The sequence below is a fragment of the Lysinibacillus sp. NPDC097279 genome (genome assembly GCF_044761745.1).
GTDB lineage: Bacteria > Bacillota > Bacilli > Bacillales_A > Planococcaceae > Lysinibacillus.
This window is the reverse complement of sequence record NZ_JBIWDA010000001.1, coordinates 239,677-255,762: the sequence shown is the minus strand read 5'-3', so window position 1 is coordinate 255,762 and position 16,086 is coordinate 239,677. Positions and strand designations below refer to the sequence as shown.

Genomic DNA, 16,086 nt, shown 5'->3' with positions numbered 1-16,086 from the left:
TTTTTATTCGTAACACAACTGACCCTGTACGTAACGTAAGGTGACGTAACAACTGTGTCCATGTTTCCCGTTGCTCGACTACTATCCGACGGCAAAGAAGGCAGTGGTGATAGCTATTCATATTTTTTACATTTATATATACGGTACTTCGCTAATTAAGAAGAATCTATATTTATTAAGCCACCTTGCGGGCACCTTTTCCTATACTTTTCCTACAAATTTATGGAGTTTGAACCTACTATACTCGAAAGATTTACTATGCTAAATCTTCATTATTCAAAATCTATAATGATTTTTAATGCATTTTCTTTCGCGGCATTCGCAAATGTTTCATATGCTTCAATCATATTATCAAATTTGAAGCGATGTGTTGCTAATCCCTCTGGCTTAATCTTTCCTGTTTCCAAAGTTTTTAGTAGCATTGGTGTTGTGCTTGTAGATACTAAGCCAGTGGAAATTGTCACATTACGAATCCATAAATCTTGTAATTGTAAATCGACAGCTTTGCCATGCACACCAATATTAGCTAAACGACCTCCAGGTGATAAAATACGTTGGCAAATATCGAATGTTGCTGGATAGCCTACAGCTTCGATTGCAACATCGACGCCACGGCCATCCGTCATATCAAAAATTTTATCAATGGCAGCTTGCGCATCGCGTGAATTAATTGTATCTGTGGCACCGAATTTCTTGGATTCTTCTAAACGGTTGTCGTCTAAATCAATCATAATGATTTTGGAAGGAGAATAAAATTGCGAAGTTAATAATGCAGACATCCCGATTGGACCTGCACCGACGATAGCTACTACATCACCAGGAGATACTTGTCCATTTAATACGCCTATTTCCAAACCAGTTGGTAAAATATCAGAAATCATGACAGCTGCATCATCTGAAATCCCTTTAGGAATGTGATAAAGAGAATTATCTGCATGTGGTATATGAACATATTCCGCTTGAGTACCATTGATTAAGTGACCTAAAATCCAGCCACCATCTTCACAGTGTGCATACAATGATTTTTTACAATAATGGCATTTACCACACGAAGTTACACACGAAATAATGACCCTATCGCCTACTTTAAAGTTAGATACGCCTGCGCCTACCTCTTCTACGATTCCGATACCTTCATGTCCTAAAACTGTTCCCTCTTTAACGGCAGGTACATCGCCGCCCAAAATGTGTAAGTCCGTACCACAAATTGTTGTTTTTACAAGGCGAACAACTGCATCGCCGTCTTTCACTACACGTGGTTTTTCAACTTCACGCAGTTCCTTTTTACCTGGTCCCGCAAATACAAGTGCTTTCATTTAGAATGTCTCCTCTCTCAATAGAATTTGATTAGGCTTACAAAATCCTAATACACCATAAATATAATTAATTTTTCAGAAAACGTCAATATTTTGGACACCATTTAGTTAATTTTTATAACAAAAAAAGAAAAAAATAAGCCTCCTTAAATGGGCATGCTTTATACCATCTATGGAGGCTCTCATATTCTAATTTTCCAAGGAAGCATGACCTCGGCGCAATCGATTTTCCGTACCTGTTAAAAATGGCACAATTGCTTGTAAACATTCCTCATCATACAAATAATCTTTATAAACAATTGGTGGAATTAACAATTCTTTTTCTTTACTAGCTTCTTTGCAGTGCTCAATAAACGCTGGTTGCATGCTTGTATACAATACGACTGGCATTGCAAATTGGGCATACGCTTTCTGAAGTGCCTCCACAACTAAGCTTTCGCACATTGATGAATCAAAGCTAAAGCCAATTAACTTCTTTGTATGTACATCGATAATAGATGCCATATAAACCCACCCTTGATGCCACGTTGGTACATAACTTACATTGACTACCCACTTTTCGTTCACTTCTGTCGTTTCAAAGCCAACATTTACTACCTGCTCCTGCACTTCCTCAACTTGTGCTTCCTTAGCTTTTTTTAACACCCGCTGTACTTTCCGTAAGCTTCCCTGAAAGCCTTGCTTTTTTAATTTGTCATATAACTCTGTACCATTGTAAAGTCTGCCATCCTCCATCAAAATCTGATGAATTTCTTCTAATAATTCCTTTGATGCTGATTTTGTAGGTATGACTGTTGCATTTTTTTGCAATGCGCTGTAATAAGTACTTTTCGGCAAGTCTAGTAGCTCACAAAGTACTTTCACAGCATAGTTTTTACTTTCCCGTTCGATAAAGTCAATGACATCTGTTTCAGCTATTTGGATGCGAATATGGTTATAGCCTTTTTTAAAATATCAACCTCTTGCTTTAAGCGCTCATTTTCTTTTTGCACGCTTAATACCTCTGCCTTTGTTATGTCGACCATACCATCAACAGGAGTATATAATTTAATCCATTTATAAATCGTCACTTCTGATATCCCATATTCGCTTGATAATTGACTTACAGCTGTGCCGAGGCGATATTGTTTAACAACTTCTAATTTAAAATCTGATGAATATCGTTTGTTTCCCATTATTAGCCCCCTCATTTTCTATTTATCATAGTATCTCGTCCTATTTATGTCTAGACAAGATAATGTTAAATGAAACTGGTCAACAAACAAATCTGCTTTTTGATAAGTTTTGGTTGAAAATGATTGATATAGGCTAATTTTCATACTACCCATAAATAAAAAAACGTACAATCATGGAGGCTATTCGGCTTAATGCGTGTTCCATGAGGAAACTACAACATAACAAGGTATATTTGATCGGTTATGTTAAATAATATCTTTAGGAGGTGTCGAAATGAAAAGAGATAAAAAAAGTACAGAATTTGCAACAGACGAGCCAATAAAACAATCAAATATTAAAAAATCGAATGAGCGTGAGGGACATACTGAATCCCCACGCCCACAAAATGAAGAAGACCTTATTATTAAAGAGAAGAAAAGTAAGTCAACTTCATTATAAAAGTAGATTATTTTTCGTTTTTTATTTCGACCACTTATTTTTTAGAGTGGTCTTTTTTCTTGGATAGAGATGCGTACGAATTATCATTGCCAAAGTCATTGTGATTATTTAGGCTCTTCGATACAGGTAACACATTTCGTACAATTACATTAGTCGTCCGTTGTGATTGAGAATAATAAACACTTTATACATGACCTCAGTAGAAAAATAGCGCTATCTTTGCTGCTTATTATTTTGTTTAAGAAAAAACCCCGCCAAAATTTAGGCTGTAAGGCTTTGGTTAGCATCCAGAAGTTTTCATTTTAAAACAGACACCAATTTGATATGGTCTAAAGCCAGCTATGCCCTTTTTCACTTCCCCTTTTGTCATATTTAGTTTACCTTGGTACACTTCTACAACTTTCTCAATCACTCCAGTAGCTTCAGAAAAGGACTTTGTAAATCCAATTAGGTAATCTGTGTCAATGAATTTAGTGATGAAAGGCTCGAGGAGTGTCAAGAAAGGATTTATTAACATAGAAAAAGAAAGATGACTTTTATAGTCACCTTTTCAGTTGAAAGTAGCAATTTAGTTATTGAATATTTGTTCGTAACGGTGGAAGAATGCCACTGTGTGCGCTCTTGCTAGAGAATCATTTGGTTTAAACTCTTCATTTGTTTTAGTAGTTGTTAAACCATTATCACGAAGAAATTTAATAGCTTCTGACTGAGATATAGTCTTACCATAATGCATTGAAGCTAAGATACGAGCAAAGTTACCCCGTGTGATATCCTTACCTGCAATGGCTTGTTTAGAAGCAGTGTTTGCTCCTAGAACTGGTAGAGCGTATTTTGTAGCCAGTTGGTAGTTTACGTCTCCGTACCATGAAGTTTTAGCTACCGTTGAAGCTAGTTCTGTTGGTTTAAAGTAACGGAATAGGATCGACAACATTTGGTTTTCCGTTAAGTTCGTGTACGGCTTAAGTAAGTTTTCATACTTACCTGTTGATGGGTTTTTCACGTTCGGGTATCCACTGATGATACCAACGTTGACTGCCCACTTAAAATCCTCAGCCCAGTATTGGTTTGCATTGTAATCAGCAAACTTTGTTACATCCACGTTACCCGTTGTTGGCGGAGTTACTGGAGGTGTTGTCGTTGAGTCGTTTAAATAACTTGATGCTACATACCCCTCTGTCCCGTCACTTCTTTTCACAGGATACCAAACAAAATGGTTTTTCTTCGTTGATACTTTGTCATATTCAAAAGGACCCGTAATGGTAACAATTTCACCTTCACGTAAAGTACCCAAAGAAGGACTATCCGTAGTAGGTCTTGTCCTAAATGTTACATTCGTTATTGCACTAACTTTTTGATTTGTTTTAAAATAATACTTAGATTTTGTTAATGGTAAATCAAAATCATAGTTCATCGTTGAAAATTTCATATTCTCTTTGCTGTTAGAGTCATATTGAAAATGTTCACGTGAAAAAGGCAGCTCTGTTAAGTCTATTAATTCCATTTTATTAATAATTCCAAGAATTCTTTCTTGATAGGCATTGGCATTTCTTTCACCAGTTGCTTGAACAATTGGACTATTTACTGGCTTAGTACCGTTATACGCCATGATAGCGAAGTACCAATGTTCCAGTACATCTCTTTCCCCACCGTTGATGCGAGGTAAATCCTTTCGCTTAAACATAGCATCTAGCGTCTCTACACCAGCTTGAATATTATAGACAATATCATTTTTTAGTCTATCTTGATTGTAGCCTGCTTGATTTGTAATTTGCATAATGCCAATTCCATTATCAGCTGTCACAATCACTTCACCATTCTTATCAAAATGACGCCAATTTCCACTTTCACCTTCCGCTATTGCCTTCACAATTTCAGGAGGAACATCATAACTCAGTGCAGTTTTGGTTAACAAACAGTTCATTGTGGAGTAATCAGGGTTTACTTTCGATGCCGCATCATACTCACATGTATTTGCAATATTATTAGCTAATACATTTTTATCTATGTTTATTGATAGAGAGAAGGCACCAATGGCAATAACACTAATCAATGGTTTCAATATCTTCTTCATATGATGATTATTACACTTCCTTTCATATTTTTTAAAGTTAAAAGATTCAAATATATGGTATCATAATCCCAATATTTGAGAAAGGTTAATAGTCAATGTTTCTTTTACTTAACATGATTGATGGGATGCCTTCTTCAATAAGAAAATTATTTTTAGAGAAAAAAAAGTCTAATCCCCGCACTTTCATCGAGGAATTAGACTAATAAACTTAATAATCGCCCTATGGAATAACTTAAATGATTTCAATAGCACTTTCACAACTCTGAGAAGTACTTTAATACTTTTGGTTACTTTTTAGGCTTTTCTTTCAAAATAGAACGTAATTCACTAATATCATCTTCCGATAAGGAATCTTCCTGTATGAACTGAACTAGCATCGACTTTAGTGTTCCACCATAAATTCGCTTAATAAAAGACTGTGCTTCGGCGCGTTGACATTCATCTTGCGAATAAAGTGGAAAAAAAGTATAGACTCTATGATCTTTATTGACACCTATTACATTTTTATGAACGAGACGATCCAAAAGAGTGCGTACGGTTTTCGGCTTCCAATCCGTTTGCTCCTGCAAGGATAATATTACGTCGTTGGCCGTTTGTGGAGCCTTTTGCCATAGTACATTCATTACTTCCCATTCTGATTCTGAAATATTGGGGATTTCCCTTGTCAACCTTATCTCCTCCTAAATGCTTCAACTCATTCACATATTTCCTTTATAGATTCCTTTATCTCTCAAAATGGATAACGTGATTTCCGCAGCCTTACTTCCATAACTTTTATCTTCATTTTGTATATTTGTTGCAAAGAAATAAGTATTGTCCTTGTTCTCTACATATCCAATGAACCAACCGTTTATATTCTTGCCATTCACATTTCCAGTACCCGTTTTCCCCGAAAGACGCGAACCATCGTATCTCTCTAATGATAAGGAATCTTTAACGATTTCGATATTTTTGTCCTCGAATCCAAACTGATTTTTATAAAGCGCTGAAATTAATTGAACCTGTTCAACTGGAGAAATTTTCAATGAGGATTCCAGCCAATAGTTTGCGCCTCCTGATAGATCATTATTCCCATAGTTCATCTGTTCTAGATAGCTTTTGATGGTCTCTTGAGGGATTCCTTGGTCTAATTTCTGAAAATACCAAGTTACTGAATTTCTTATAGCGCTTGATAAGTTTTGATCTGTATTCCATGATTCATAAGGATATTTTGTTCCATTCCATTTCATAGTGGAATGTTCATTTGTTATTACATGTGACTCTAATCCAATTAAGGCACTATAAATTTTATAAGTAGAATTTGGGGAAATTCTCAGTGTACTTTTATCTTTATTATAAATACGATATTGACTAGCTTTCATATCATATAATACAAAGCTTCCATCGAATCCATCAAAATAATCGCTTAAATCCTCATAAAGCGTGCGTTCATTATTCCAAACATAACGGTCATTAGTAGTGGCCATTGCGGAAACAAATGGAACCTGACTTACTACAAATACAGCAATAAGAGTAAAGATTGAAATACTCTTTAGTTTCATCCACTTCGACTCGACTTTATAGGAAGCAATTTTTTCAATTCTTTTTTTTATTTGTTCCTTGGGACCGTTAAACTGATTGACCCAAGTAACCTCTTTTGAATGTGACGCTAAATCTGCAAAATTAATAATGGCATTACCATAATCTGCATAACAATGCTCATCTAAAGATGTTAAAACAGCCAAATCACAAGCTATCTCACGATCTGTCCTCATTTTTTTAAAAGCAATCCATACAAGCGGATTAAACCAGTACAGAATTTGATAAATGATCATGAGGTAATTCGTTGCTATATCTTTGTATTTATAATGATGAAGTTCATGCATCATTATATATTTAATATCTTCTATAGACATCCTTTCGTCAAGATACTGCGGCAACACTACATATGTTTTAAACAGACCAAATATCATTGGAGATTTGGCAAGTGGTGATTCTCCTATGATTAAAGGTTTAGATATATTTAGCTGATCCTTGCATCGTTCAAATACATGTATAATGTCTCTGTTGTTCAAGATTGTAGTCGTTTTTTTTATATTTCTTATTTTGACCCCTGCCTGTAGGAACAGCAAAGCCATAACGAGCATGCCTGCAATCCAAATACTGGCTAATCCGACATTCAAGAAATTTAGTTCAAGATGATGAACAGATATCGTAAAGTCCTGCATCCAATTTACATTATCGAGCCTAGAAACTTCAGTGGCGCTGATAGAAGAGTCGCCAACACTATTGCTTAGATTTACATTGAATATATTAAAATGATTTTTAAAATGTATCAACTGCTTCGATATAAATGGAAGCGTCAATGCGATTATCAATAAAAACCATAGATTATATTGCCATTTTGCTGAAAGTTGCTCAGAGAATAATCTCCTAATAAGCAAAATAAACGCTATAGTAACAGAGGATACAATAAAACTTGTGACAAAATGCGTTAAGAACATACCTCTTTACCTCCATTTCCCAAAGTATCATTATCGTAATTTACTTTCCTAGAGTTCCTCCTGTAAGTTACAACAACCTTAATAAAAAATAATTACTTATTTTCCAAAACCATTTTATATTTTCATAAAATTTCATGTTAACACTTCATTATTAGTTTATCAATTCCTTAGTTTTTAGCACAAAAGGTTGAATCTAATAGCCTTGGTTCAAGATGGTCTTTATGAACTTTCCCTAAAAGGAAGTGCGAATATTTATTAGCTTAAAAGGATTGACATTCCGTAGACTACAATTGTAATATTGGACTACAGTTGTAGTCAATCGATTTAGAGGGAGGTATAGATTAGCCATTTAAGACTACATCATCATCGCTAGGTAAAAGTAGCTTTATATATTGGATAAACCAAAACTAGAAAGAGGTTTTCAATTTGAACAAACCATATAAAAATAAATTCAGCATGCACTACTTTTCACGACCTATGCTGCTGTTAGTCGCAGTTTTGATACTCACAGCTTGCGTAAATAAAGACAATTCGACTAATAATCTTTCAAAAGAGGCGAATGAAGTGAAACAAATTGCAAAAACAGATGAAAAATTTGCGGAACTCGAGAATGAGTTTGACGCTCGGATTGGTGTTTATGCGATTGATACGGGCACGAATCAGACGATTGAATATCGACCAGAAGAGCGCTTTGCTTTTACTTCAACTTACAAAGCATTAGCCGCAGCCATCTTACTGCAGCAAAATTCTTTGGAAGATTTAAAGGAAGTAATTACCTATACCAAGGATGATTTAGTCCCCTATTCTCCGATTACAGAGAAACATGTGGATACTGGAATGACCCTTTTGGAATTAAGTGAGGCGGCAGTTCGATTTAGTGACAACACAGCGGGAAACCTCTTATTTGAGGCAATCGGAGGTCCAGAAGGTTTTGAACAAGCATTAAGTCAAATAGGTGATAACGTTACCCAGGCTGATCGCTTTGAACCAGATTTAAATGTCTTTACTCCAGGAGATTCTCGAGACACTAGCACACCAAAAGCCCTTGCTACCAGTCTACAAGCTTTTGCACTCAGTGACTTACTTTCCGATGTTAAGCGTGAATTGTTTATCGATTTGCTAAAGGGCAATGCTACAGGAGATACGCTCATTCGTAAGGGCGCACCTGAAGGTTGGGAGGTCGGTGATAAGAGTGGAGCTGGATATTACGGAACGAGAAATGATATCGCAATTGTTTGGCCACCAAACAAAGAACCCATCGTCATAGCGATTATGTCCCGCCATGATTCGGAGGATGCTAAGTTTGATGATGCACTAATTGCGCAGGCTGCCAAAATTACTCTAAACGTTTTAAAGTAAATATTGATATATTTGAACTTAGTTCTTTATTTTGGACAATCAAGATTCTAGGAGTCTTTGACAATCGAGTACGAAGACTCCCGTCCTTTCGCACCACCGTAAGTACGGTTCTGTATACGGCGTACGGCAATTCAATTAAGATGAATAACGCAAAGTATCATATCGAACTTGCTGACTTTTCAGCCCTTGGCTTTTCCAAGAGGAATTGCCGAGGGTTTTATTAGATTATCTATTTAATAATGTTTCATACCACTTGCGTCCTTCTTTAATATCAGTAACACAAACTTGAATAGTTATTTCAAAAAACAGTCATTTGCCCCCATAATTATCTACATTTCTCCTTCTTGTTAAACTAAACTGCATCGTTAGCACAATAAGAAAAAAGAGCTGCCTGCGCAACTCCATGATTTTCAAGTAAAGCGTCCGATTGTTGAACATCAATTTTAAATTAAAGGCACTGTTAGAAAATATTATTTAAAAGCCTAAAAACACTAAATCTCAGTGTTTTTAGGCTTCTCTGTTCAATAAGTCAATAGCAGCAGCAATTTACTTATTTTTCTTTTCTACTTTCATCAACAACGCAATGACTAATGCGGTAATGGCTAAAATCATCCTAATAGTAAATGTTGTTTTTAAAGCCATGTGAAGTACCTGCAAGTAATTGCATTGGTTCTTGCGGATTTACTAACATACCCTGTAATTGAACCAACAAAATATATACCACTTGAAGATATGAAGCATAAAATCATTTTCTTTTTGACTCTGCTTTACTCTTAAGGAGTTACTACTTTTTTAGTTAAATTTCTTACCCATAGTAATACAAAACCACAGATTGCAATCCAAATTAATACGACTGTATAGTCATTCATAACACCTTCACCAAAGTATAAAATCTCTTTGATGCCATCTACTAAGAAACGAATTGGTAGCCAAGGTAAAATGTAATTGCCGTAGAAGCTTGGAATCATCTCGGGTACTAATTGAATTAATGGTAATCCAAAGAATATGAATAACGCGAAAAACGCTAGTACTGGTAAACGTAACCAGGAAATGACTGATAAAATCATGTAGATAAATGCGATCACTGCTATAGACGCAAATAATGCAACCGTATTGAATGATTTAAACTCATATCCTAACATCCATGTTGAGTACCAAGTTACTAGATAACCCGCAAAGAATCCATAAATAATCGGAATTAATGATTGGGCTAGTTGGAACTTTGTCATGCTAATACGATTTTCAAATGGACGCTTTGTTCCCGCTAAGTACAGCATAACAGCCCCAATCATACTAGCCATCCACAGTGGTACAAACAAAGCTGCTGGCACAGATCCTAATTTTCCAACTGCATTTACTTTAGTTACAGTTGCTGTGATAGGATTTGCAAGTAATGCCACCTTTGTCGGTTGTATAGGAGAAATCATAGAAGATAAATTTTGTCCTTCTCCACTACCTTGTACATTCATTTGAGCTAATTTTGTACCAACTGCTTCACCCATTTGATCTGCTACTTGTTGCATTTGCACAGTAATTTGTGCACTGGCGTTCGTACTAATTGTTGCTACAACTTGTTTTAACGTCGCTTCCATCGATGTTGCAACATTTGTATTTACACCTTCATTTATATAAATGTCTAGATTAGCAGGCGTATTACCTGTTTGAATCGCAGTAATTTGCTCTGTAAACGTGGATGGAATGACAAGCCCGCCATAAGTATTGCGCTCAGTCATCCCCTCTTGCATTTCTTTTAGAGAATCATATTCAATAAATTCAACTGCATCAGGTGCATTTTCTTTTAAATTTTTGATAATCGTATTGGCCATTTCGCCGCCATCTTCATTCACCAATGCGACTGGCAAATGTTTTGGGTTAACTTTAGCTGATGGAATTTGTGCTGCTAGAAAAATCAGCGTCACAATCGTCGCTACGATAAATGGTAAAAATAAAAACTTATTTTTGCTCTTCATTTGACGTTTTCCTTCCTTCTCTCTATTATAAATAATTAACACGTTGTCAAGTATTTTACTTACTGATTATAAACATGAAAGTACTAAACTGACCATGTACAATAACTTCAATGTTGTAAATTACTGAACATATCCTAATAAATTGTTCAGAAATAGAGGAGAGCTATTGGTGGATCGCCGAAAAAGAAAAACATTACAGGCTATTCAAGACGCCTGTTTTAAGTTATTACAGCAAAAAAGCTTTGATGAGCTAACTATTTCCGACATATCCGAGAAAGCAGATATTAGTCGTGGCACATTTTATTTACATTATGTAGACAAGTTCGATATGCTTGACCAATTTGAACAACAATTAGTGGATAAAATCAAACTAATTTTCGAAACGCATTTAAAAGATGTGAATTCGCCGAATGACCTTTTGAAGTCCAGATATCCAACATTTATTCAATTATTTACATGCTTAAAAGAAGAACAAATTTTATTTCAAATTATTCAACAAACGAAAGGCGCAATGTCATTTCAAACCGAACTAACGAAAGTACTTCAAAACGTCTTTCATCAGTCTCCTTCTATTCAAATTATTGGACAAGTAAAGTATTTACCATCTCATTTTTTCATCCCCATTTTGGCTTCTGTCATTACTCGGGCTACCCAATTATGGTTAGATCAAACAGAAGATTACACACCTGAGCAATTAGCAAAAGGTATCTTAAACATTCTGATTAATGGACCCGCAAGAGTAGCTGGATGGCTACCTGGAGAAGTGATTGATATTGATAAATTTTTAGATGAAAAGTAATCAATTAAAAAGAGGAAGAAGCAAAAAAGTAGCACTGGCTTTCACAACAAAGAAAGGCACTAAACAAATCGGTTCATTTAGTGCCTTTCCTTTTAAGTTAACGTAGCGTCAATTGATTACCTTTTCCAAGAATGTTACTCCACAAAATGGCCCTTTAATGAAAACGAGCGCTAATCCTTATTACACTGGGTACTGCACCCAATTGTTCAATACCTTATTGAAGATAAGTACCCGTTAGCTTAATAAACATCTGTTAGTCTTCATCAAAAAAAGTTGCAGTGGATAAATTTAATAGTGGTGCTACTATTATTGCTAAATCTAAACTTAATTCACAACTTACAATATAAAGCGTTTTTTTCATTATATTTATATTTTATTGATAATTATTTCCAAAAGTGATATTTTTAGATAAAGGAGGTAATTATGTGGGATATTTATTTGGATTCATTTTTTTATTAATAGGTATTTGGCAGATAATAATAACCTGGCGAACATTCACGGGTCTCAAGAAAGACGGAGATAAAAGTACGTCTCCTTTTATTATGCTAGGCCTTTGGAATAGTTTAGTATTTGCCATAATTTTCATTGCTGTTTCACTCGGATGTTTCTTCATCAATTTTTAAATATTACTATTTGAAATTGTTTTCGTTTGTTCATTACTTTACAAAGAATGTGATAAGACAATCTCGTTTTTGAATCGTCTTAAGCAGTATATTAAGTATCGAACCAATACAAATCCAAACAAAGCATAAATGAGTGATTCTATAAAATACCTCCAAACTCCCATTATGTAATAGTTCACCATAAATTCTTATTCACACTTCAATCCTCCGTTAAGAAAAATTATAATGAAGCACATCTTTCGAATTTTTGACTTCTCAAATTTTAACAATAGAATCCCTTGATTTATAAAAGTATTTTTTTCCTTATTGTACTAACCTGCACCGTTAGTTAAAGTGTAATTCTTCACAATCTGACCTATATGTTAACTTAAATATCCAGATCTTATAAAAGTGGTGTTCCATTATATGGACCTTGAATAAAAACGAACGCTGATTCTTATTACAGAATCGCGCCCGAGTTTTGAACGAGGATACTACTTTATGGCGTTTTACCATATGGAATTACACTGTCGATTTTCCCTGTTTTAGAAAACAGTTTGTTGTACGAGTAAGAGATTTTATATTCTTTATATTTATCTAACTCTAAACTTTGCAGTAATTCTTCGTTGATTTTTAATTTTCGGCTTTCAAATTCTAAGACTATGTAGTGTTGTCCGTCTTCTTCTACTATTTGCTCTTCTGTGATTTCTTGAGTTGTGAAAATGTCCACTTGGCTGAACATGTAAGTAAAACTGAGCACAAATATAACTAATAATGTGATAAATGCTGTTTTATATACTTGTAGTTGAGTCATTTTACCACCTCCCTTTAATATGTTGATTAAAAGTGATCAAGCAAACATAGAAACAGCCTAACTATTCATTAGCGAAAATATCTTTTCTTACCAGGCCGTCCTGCTTACCTTACCGATCTAAAGTTAATAAAATATTGGCTAATTTGCTTCGTGCCATAATTCCCTCTTTTAATCATACGGAATTAAGCGAAAATTTAAAACCTTTCAACTAAACTAAAAAACCCTTTTCCTAAAACATCAATACATTTCTTTGCTTATCGTTGTGAATCTGCAGAAATCTTACTAGACTCCGTATTCTACAATATGGCCCGTTTGTTGAATAAATCATTTACATTTACTTTCTAAGGGCACTATTTAAATGCTTAAAAAAGAATTAATTGATTAATAAAAAATAATGGAATACCGGTTGTCTTGAAGTCTGCTCAGCAATTTGTATCAATTAACCTTTTTGCGGCTTATTTCTGTAACAGTCACCAAACGTTTTAGTAATACTTTTTTTGTGTTGAAAAGGTGTAGAAACTTTTCATTTTCTATCCTTTCCTTTTCTAACGTATTCTCAAAAAAAGAAAAGCGCCACAAACCCTTGACAATAAAGGATTTGAAGCGCTTTTCAGTTGGTTCAAATTTGTTCTATCTGAACCTTTAGAGGTCCCAGGAGGGATTCGAACCCCCGACCTGACAGTAAAACATTTACATTATGGATGCTGTCCCTAATCAGTTCAGACATTGTCACATCAAAGGGATAATATAGTTTGTCACTTATAACATCTATACATTAGAGATTAGAACATACCTCTAACAAGGATCTGTTCTACTTATGTAAGAAAATCATCAAAAAGCTATTAGGGGCAGTCACTCTGGTAAACAACTACACAAGCTTTTGCAAGTTTTTTTGCTAATGGTTTTTTTAAATCAGGAGGATGTATTTCAGCATGATACGGGTTATTTTCAATTGGATCTTTATAAACAACCACTCCAATTTCTGAGCAATCCTCCACACTAAGTTGTACAACAGCTTTAATATCATCTTTACCAAATGTGGTTTCCATAAAGCTAATAATTTCCGGTATTTCCCTATCCATTTTTCTATCTACAGACACACCATTCGAATCTTTAAAAAGTGCGGAAGATGGTCTATTTATTTCAGGCTTCCAAAACAGTGGTTTATGACTCACTTTCCTATATAAATGCTCATTCTCGCTTATCTGTTCTCTCATAAAAATCCACAACCTCTTGTATCATTTCAACAACATCATATACATTGAATTCTTTTTCCATGCCATCAGCATCTATCATAAAACACTCTATGCTTTTTGAAAAGATTTCAAATTCTAAATACTCCCCATTTTCCTTTTCATATTCAAATTGGATACTATTTCTAGCAGTAGGAAAAACATCTGGTTGCATAGGCAATTTCCTAATTATCCTCATTGCTTTTTTAACTAGACCTTCTTCAAAACATTCTGCATCATTATCATTCCAATTTTCTGGAAGATCCAAGAAACTATTTAATGTATTAAAATTTTCATACATCTTAGTATCTGCTAATTTATATTCACTCTTGGTATTTAATGTAGACTTTAATTTTTCATCATAAAATCTGTTGCTACTTGTAGATCTCTGAGGGCTTATTTTACTTCTTTTAACGGGTGTATCCATCACTAACATAATAATATCCCCCCTTACTTTTTATTTTTCATTATTTCAATATTTTCTCCAAGCCATTTGTGGATTATTTCTGCTGAATCTAAATTCATTATTACACCTGTATTTATAATCCTAAGAAACGTATTATGAATATCTTCCGGCTGAAACTCTCCATCACTCTCAAGTTTTCCATCTATACCAATTTGTCGTATTTCCTCATAAGGGATTGGATGTCTTTCAAAATAAAAGTTAATTACAAGCTCACCTGTTGGATTAATACCTCCATGCGCCCCATTGACATACATAGGATTATAATTTTCAGGAAATTTATACTTAAATCGGACTGTATTCATTTTCATCACCCTTGTCAATAAGTAGTATTATTAATTATAATATTCATTTACACTTTAAGAAACCATAATATTTCAATAATTTTTCCCGTTTTTTTATAAAAAAAAACTTAAATTTAAAATTTAACATATTTATTTCATTCATCATAACATATTTATTTGGTAACTCAATAATCTAAAGGATAATATATAGGAATTAATTCCGGACCTCTTGATACAGTAATGCTTTATTTTTCATCCCATTAAGTATTCAAATGGATAAAATATCCATAATATCGTTGTATCCATCATTATCGGTAAAACTAGCAATTACTAATAAAATCTGTAAAGCTGTGGGAGAGAGTTCTCTAAGCCCCCCACTAGCTATGAAATCCTTGTCTAATGACAGGTAAACTTTAAATTTATCAAGATCATACTTCTCTTGCATACAATGTAATTTAATGAATGGTTGTTGCTCAATTTCATCATCTGTATATGTACCTGAAATATGCCGCTTAGCTTTATTAATTAAATCTGGTTTGATTTTATTTGACATAATACTTCACCCCTAATTTTGAAAGCTTTTTTCCCTGAATTAGTTGTTCTGTCCAATAAAATTCACTATAATCTAACAATGTCCCTAAATTGTTAATAAGTGTAAGGTTTCTTGCTAGTTCTGAATAAATAAATGTAATATCCCCAAATGTATCATTTCTTGAATAAGCTCTTAATAAAATGACCCCGTCTACTGACTTATTCAAAAGATATTTATTGATAATTTTTATAACCTGACTTTTTGTTAAATTTGATTTACTGCAAATGTAGTTTACATCTAAATATCCAAATCCATCATCTGAACATTGATCAATAACAACCTTCAATACTTTTACTGCATTACTATTTAAATATTTATTTAATTTCAATTCATTCTAGTATTCCTCTAATTTCAGTTCCTGTTCCCAAAAAGATAATCCGTACTGTAAGTTCATTTGTTTGTTCTCCTTTGTATTTAAAATGTTATTTATATCATTTTGAAAGTGTGTGCTTTATAACCTTTGTTTTCTTTTACTCCTGTGTTAACT

Annotated in this window: 17 protein-coding genes; 3 read left to right on the top strand and 14 right to left on the bottom strand. The window is 34.1% G+C overall.

Annotated elements, in window-relative coordinates:
- Positions 1 to 272: 272 nt before the first annotated feature.
- The 3 genes from ACIQ1H_RS01165 to ACIQ1H_RS01155 form a co-directional block, all read right to left on the bottom strand.
- Positions 273 to 1,316, bottom strand: coding sequence for a zinc-dependent alcohol dehydrogenase family protein (locus ACIQ1H_RS01165; protein WP_402885878.1), 1,044 nt, complete (start codon positions 1,314 to 1,316; stop codon positions 273 to 275).
- Between the two features lie 189 nt (positions 1,317 to 1,505).
- Positions 1,506 to 2,153: a DDE-type integrase/transposase/recombinase gene (locus ACIQ1H_RS01160; protein WP_402885875.1), complete on the bottom strand. Its 648-nt coding sequence runs from the start codon at positions 2,151 to 2,153 to the stop codon at positions 1,506 to 1,508.
- Between the two features lie 77 nt (positions 2,154 to 2,230).
- Positions 2,231 to 2,491, bottom strand: a complete 261-nt coding sequence (locus tag ACIQ1H_RS01155) for a transposase (RefSeq protein ID WP_402885872.1) — start codon at positions 2,489 to 2,491, stop codon at positions 2,231 to 2,233.
- 274 nt (positions 2,492 to 2,765) lie between these two features.
- On the opposite strand from ACIQ1H_RS01155, the gene ACIQ1H_RS01150 reads away from it, so the two are divergent.
- Complete coding sequence (locus ACIQ1H_RS01150; RefSeq protein ID WP_402885869.1) at positions 2,766 to 2,930, top strand: hypothetical protein; 165 nt, start codon at positions 2,766 to 2,768, stop codon at positions 2,928 to 2,930.
- A 280-nt stretch (positions 2,931 to 3,210) separates the two neighbouring features.
- Here ACIQ1H_RS01150 and ACIQ1H_RS01145 read toward each other — a convergent pair whose 3' ends face one another.
- The 4 genes from ACIQ1H_RS01145 to ACIQ1H_RS01130 form a co-directional block, all read right to left on the bottom strand.
- Positions 3,211 to 3,342: a hypothetical protein gene (locus tag ACIQ1H_RS01145; protein WP_402885866.1), complete on the bottom strand. Its 132-nt coding sequence runs from the start codon at positions 3,340 to 3,342 to the stop codon at positions 3,211 to 3,213.
- Between the two features lie 156 nt (positions 3,343 to 3,498).
- Positions 3,499 to 5,001, bottom strand: coding sequence for an SH3 domain-containing protein (locus ACIQ1H_RS01140; protein WP_402885863.1), 1,503 nt, complete (start codon positions 4,999 to 5,001; stop codon positions 3,499 to 3,501).
- Positions 5,002 to 5,288: 287 nt separating this feature from the next.
- A complete protein-coding gene (gene blaI / locus ACIQ1H_RS01135; RefSeq protein ID WP_172772314.1) occupies positions 5,289 to 5,669 on the bottom strand; it encodes a penicillinase repressor BlaI in 381 nt (126 codons plus the stop codon).
- Between the two features lie 30 nt (positions 5,670 to 5,699).
- Positions 5,700 to 7,484: a BlaR1 family beta-lactam sensor/signal transducer gene (locus tag ACIQ1H_RS01130; RefSeq protein WP_402885860.1), complete on the bottom strand. Its 1,785-nt coding sequence runs from the start codon at positions 7,482 to 7,484 to the stop codon at positions 5,700 to 5,702.
- A gap of 426 nt (positions 7,485 to 7,910) precedes the next feature.
- Here ACIQ1H_RS01130 and bla point away from each other — a divergent pair, with 426 nt between their 5' ends.
- Positions 7,911 to 8,843 (top strand): class A beta-lactamase, encoded by a 933-nt coding sequence (bla, locus tag ACIQ1H_RS01125; RefSeq protein ID WP_402885857.1) that lies wholly within the window; start codon positions 7,911 to 7,913, stop codon positions 8,841 to 8,843.
- Between the two features lie 773 nt (positions 8,844 to 9,616).
- Here the strand turns inward: bla and ACIQ1H_RS01120 are convergent.
- A complete protein-coding gene (locus ACIQ1H_RS01120) occupies positions 9,617 to 10,813 on the bottom strand; it encodes a YhgE/Pip domain-containing protein (protein ID WP_402885854.1) in 1,197 nt (398 codons plus the stop codon).
- Between the two features lie 169 nt (positions 10,814 to 10,982).
- Between ACIQ1H_RS01120 and ACIQ1H_RS01115 the strand changes: the two genes are divergently transcribed.
- A complete protein-coding gene (locus ACIQ1H_RS01115) occupies positions 10,983 to 11,612 on the top strand; it encodes a TetR/AcrR family transcriptional regulator (RefSeq protein ID WP_402885851.1) in 630 nt (209 codons plus the stop codon).
- 1,101 nt (positions 11,613 to 12,713) lie between these two features.
- Here ACIQ1H_RS01115 and ACIQ1H_RS01110 read toward each other — a convergent pair.
- The 6 genes from ACIQ1H_RS01110 to ACIQ1H_RS01085 form a co-directional block, all read right to left on the bottom strand.
- Entirely contained in the window at positions 12,714 to 13,028 is a 315-nt protein-coding gene (locus ACIQ1H_RS01110) for a hypothetical protein (RefSeq protein WP_402885849.1), read from the bottom strand.
- 842 nt (positions 13,029 to 13,870) lie between these two features.
- Positions 13,871 to 14,245 (bottom strand): hypothetical protein, encoded by a 375-nt coding sequence (locus tag ACIQ1H_RS01105; RefSeq protein WP_402885846.1) that lies wholly within the window; start codon positions 14,243 to 14,245, stop codon positions 13,871 to 13,873.
- Complete coding sequence (locus ACIQ1H_RS01100; RefSeq protein WP_402885843.1) at positions 14,220 to 14,696, bottom strand: hypothetical protein; 477 nt, start codon at positions 14,694 to 14,696, stop codon at positions 14,220 to 14,222. Before ACIQ1H_RS01100 ends, ACIQ1H_RS01105 begins: the two co-directional genes overlap by 26 nt.
- Before the next feature lie 14 nt (positions 14,697 to 14,710).
- Positions 14,711 to 15,028, bottom strand: coding sequence for a hypothetical protein (locus ACIQ1H_RS01095; protein ID WP_402885840.1), 318 nt, complete (start codon positions 15,026 to 15,028; stop codon positions 14,711 to 14,713).
- Positions 15,029 to 15,275: 247 nt separating this feature from the next.
- Complete coding sequence (locus ACIQ1H_RS01090) at positions 15,276 to 15,560, bottom strand: hypothetical protein (protein WP_402885837.1); 285 nt, start codon at positions 15,558 to 15,560, stop codon at positions 15,276 to 15,278.
- Complete coding sequence (locus tag ACIQ1H_RS01085) at positions 15,550 to 15,927, bottom strand: hypothetical protein (protein WP_402885834.1); 378 nt, start codon at positions 15,925 to 15,927, stop codon at positions 15,550 to 15,552. Before ACIQ1H_RS01085 ends, ACIQ1H_RS01090 begins: the two co-directional genes overlap by 11 nt.
- Positions 15,928 to 16,086: the final 159 nt, after the last annotated feature.

What these genes read in the sequence shown, in the direction of transcription:
- ACIQ1H_RS01165 (WP_402885878.1), bottom strand. Translation starts at nt 1,316, where the DNA reads ATGAAAGCACTTGTATTTGCGGGACCAGGTAAAAAGGAACTGCGTGAA.
- ACIQ1H_RS01155 (WP_402885872.1), bottom strand. Translation starts at nt 2,491, where the DNA reads ATGGGAAACAAACGATATTCATCAGATTTTAAATTAGAAGTTGTTAAA.
- ACIQ1H_RS01150 (WP_402885869.1), top strand. Translation starts at nt 2,766, where the DNA reads ATGAAAAGAGATAAAAAAAGTACAGAATTTGCAACAGACGAGCCAATA.
- ACIQ1H_RS01140 (WP_402885863.1), bottom strand. Translation starts at nt 5,001, where the DNA reads ATGAAGAAGATATTGAAACCATTGATTAGTGTTATTGCCATTGGTGCC.
- ACIQ1H_RS01130 (WP_402885860.1), bottom strand. Translation starts at nt 7,484, where the DNA reads ATGTTCTTAACGCATTTTGTCACAAGTTTTATTGTATCCTCTGTTACT.
- ACIQ1H_RS01120 (WP_402885854.1), bottom strand. Translation starts at nt 10,813, where the DNA reads ATGAAGAGCAAAAATAAGTTTTTATTTTTACCATTTATCGTAGCGACG.
- ACIQ1H_RS01110 (WP_402885849.1), bottom strand. Translation starts at nt 13,028, where the DNA reads ATGACTCAACTACAAGTATATAAAACAGCATTTATCACATTATTAGTT.
- ACIQ1H_RS01105 (WP_402885846.1), bottom strand. Translation starts at nt 14,245, where the DNA reads ATGAGAGAACAGATAAGCGAGAATGAGCATTTATATAGGAAAGTGAGT.
- ACIQ1H_RS01100 (WP_402885843.1), bottom strand. Translation starts at nt 14,696, where the DNA reads ATGTTAGTGATGGATACACCCGTTAAAAGAAGTAAAATAAGCCCTCAG.
- ACIQ1H_RS01095 (WP_402885840.1), bottom strand. Translation starts at nt 15,028, where the DNA reads ATGAATACAGTCCGATTTAAGTATAAATTTCCTGAAAATTATAATCCT.
- ACIQ1H_RS01090 (WP_402885837.1), bottom strand. Translation starts at nt 15,560, where the DNA reads ATGTCAAATAAAATCAAACCAGATTTAATTAATAAAGCTAAGCGGCAT.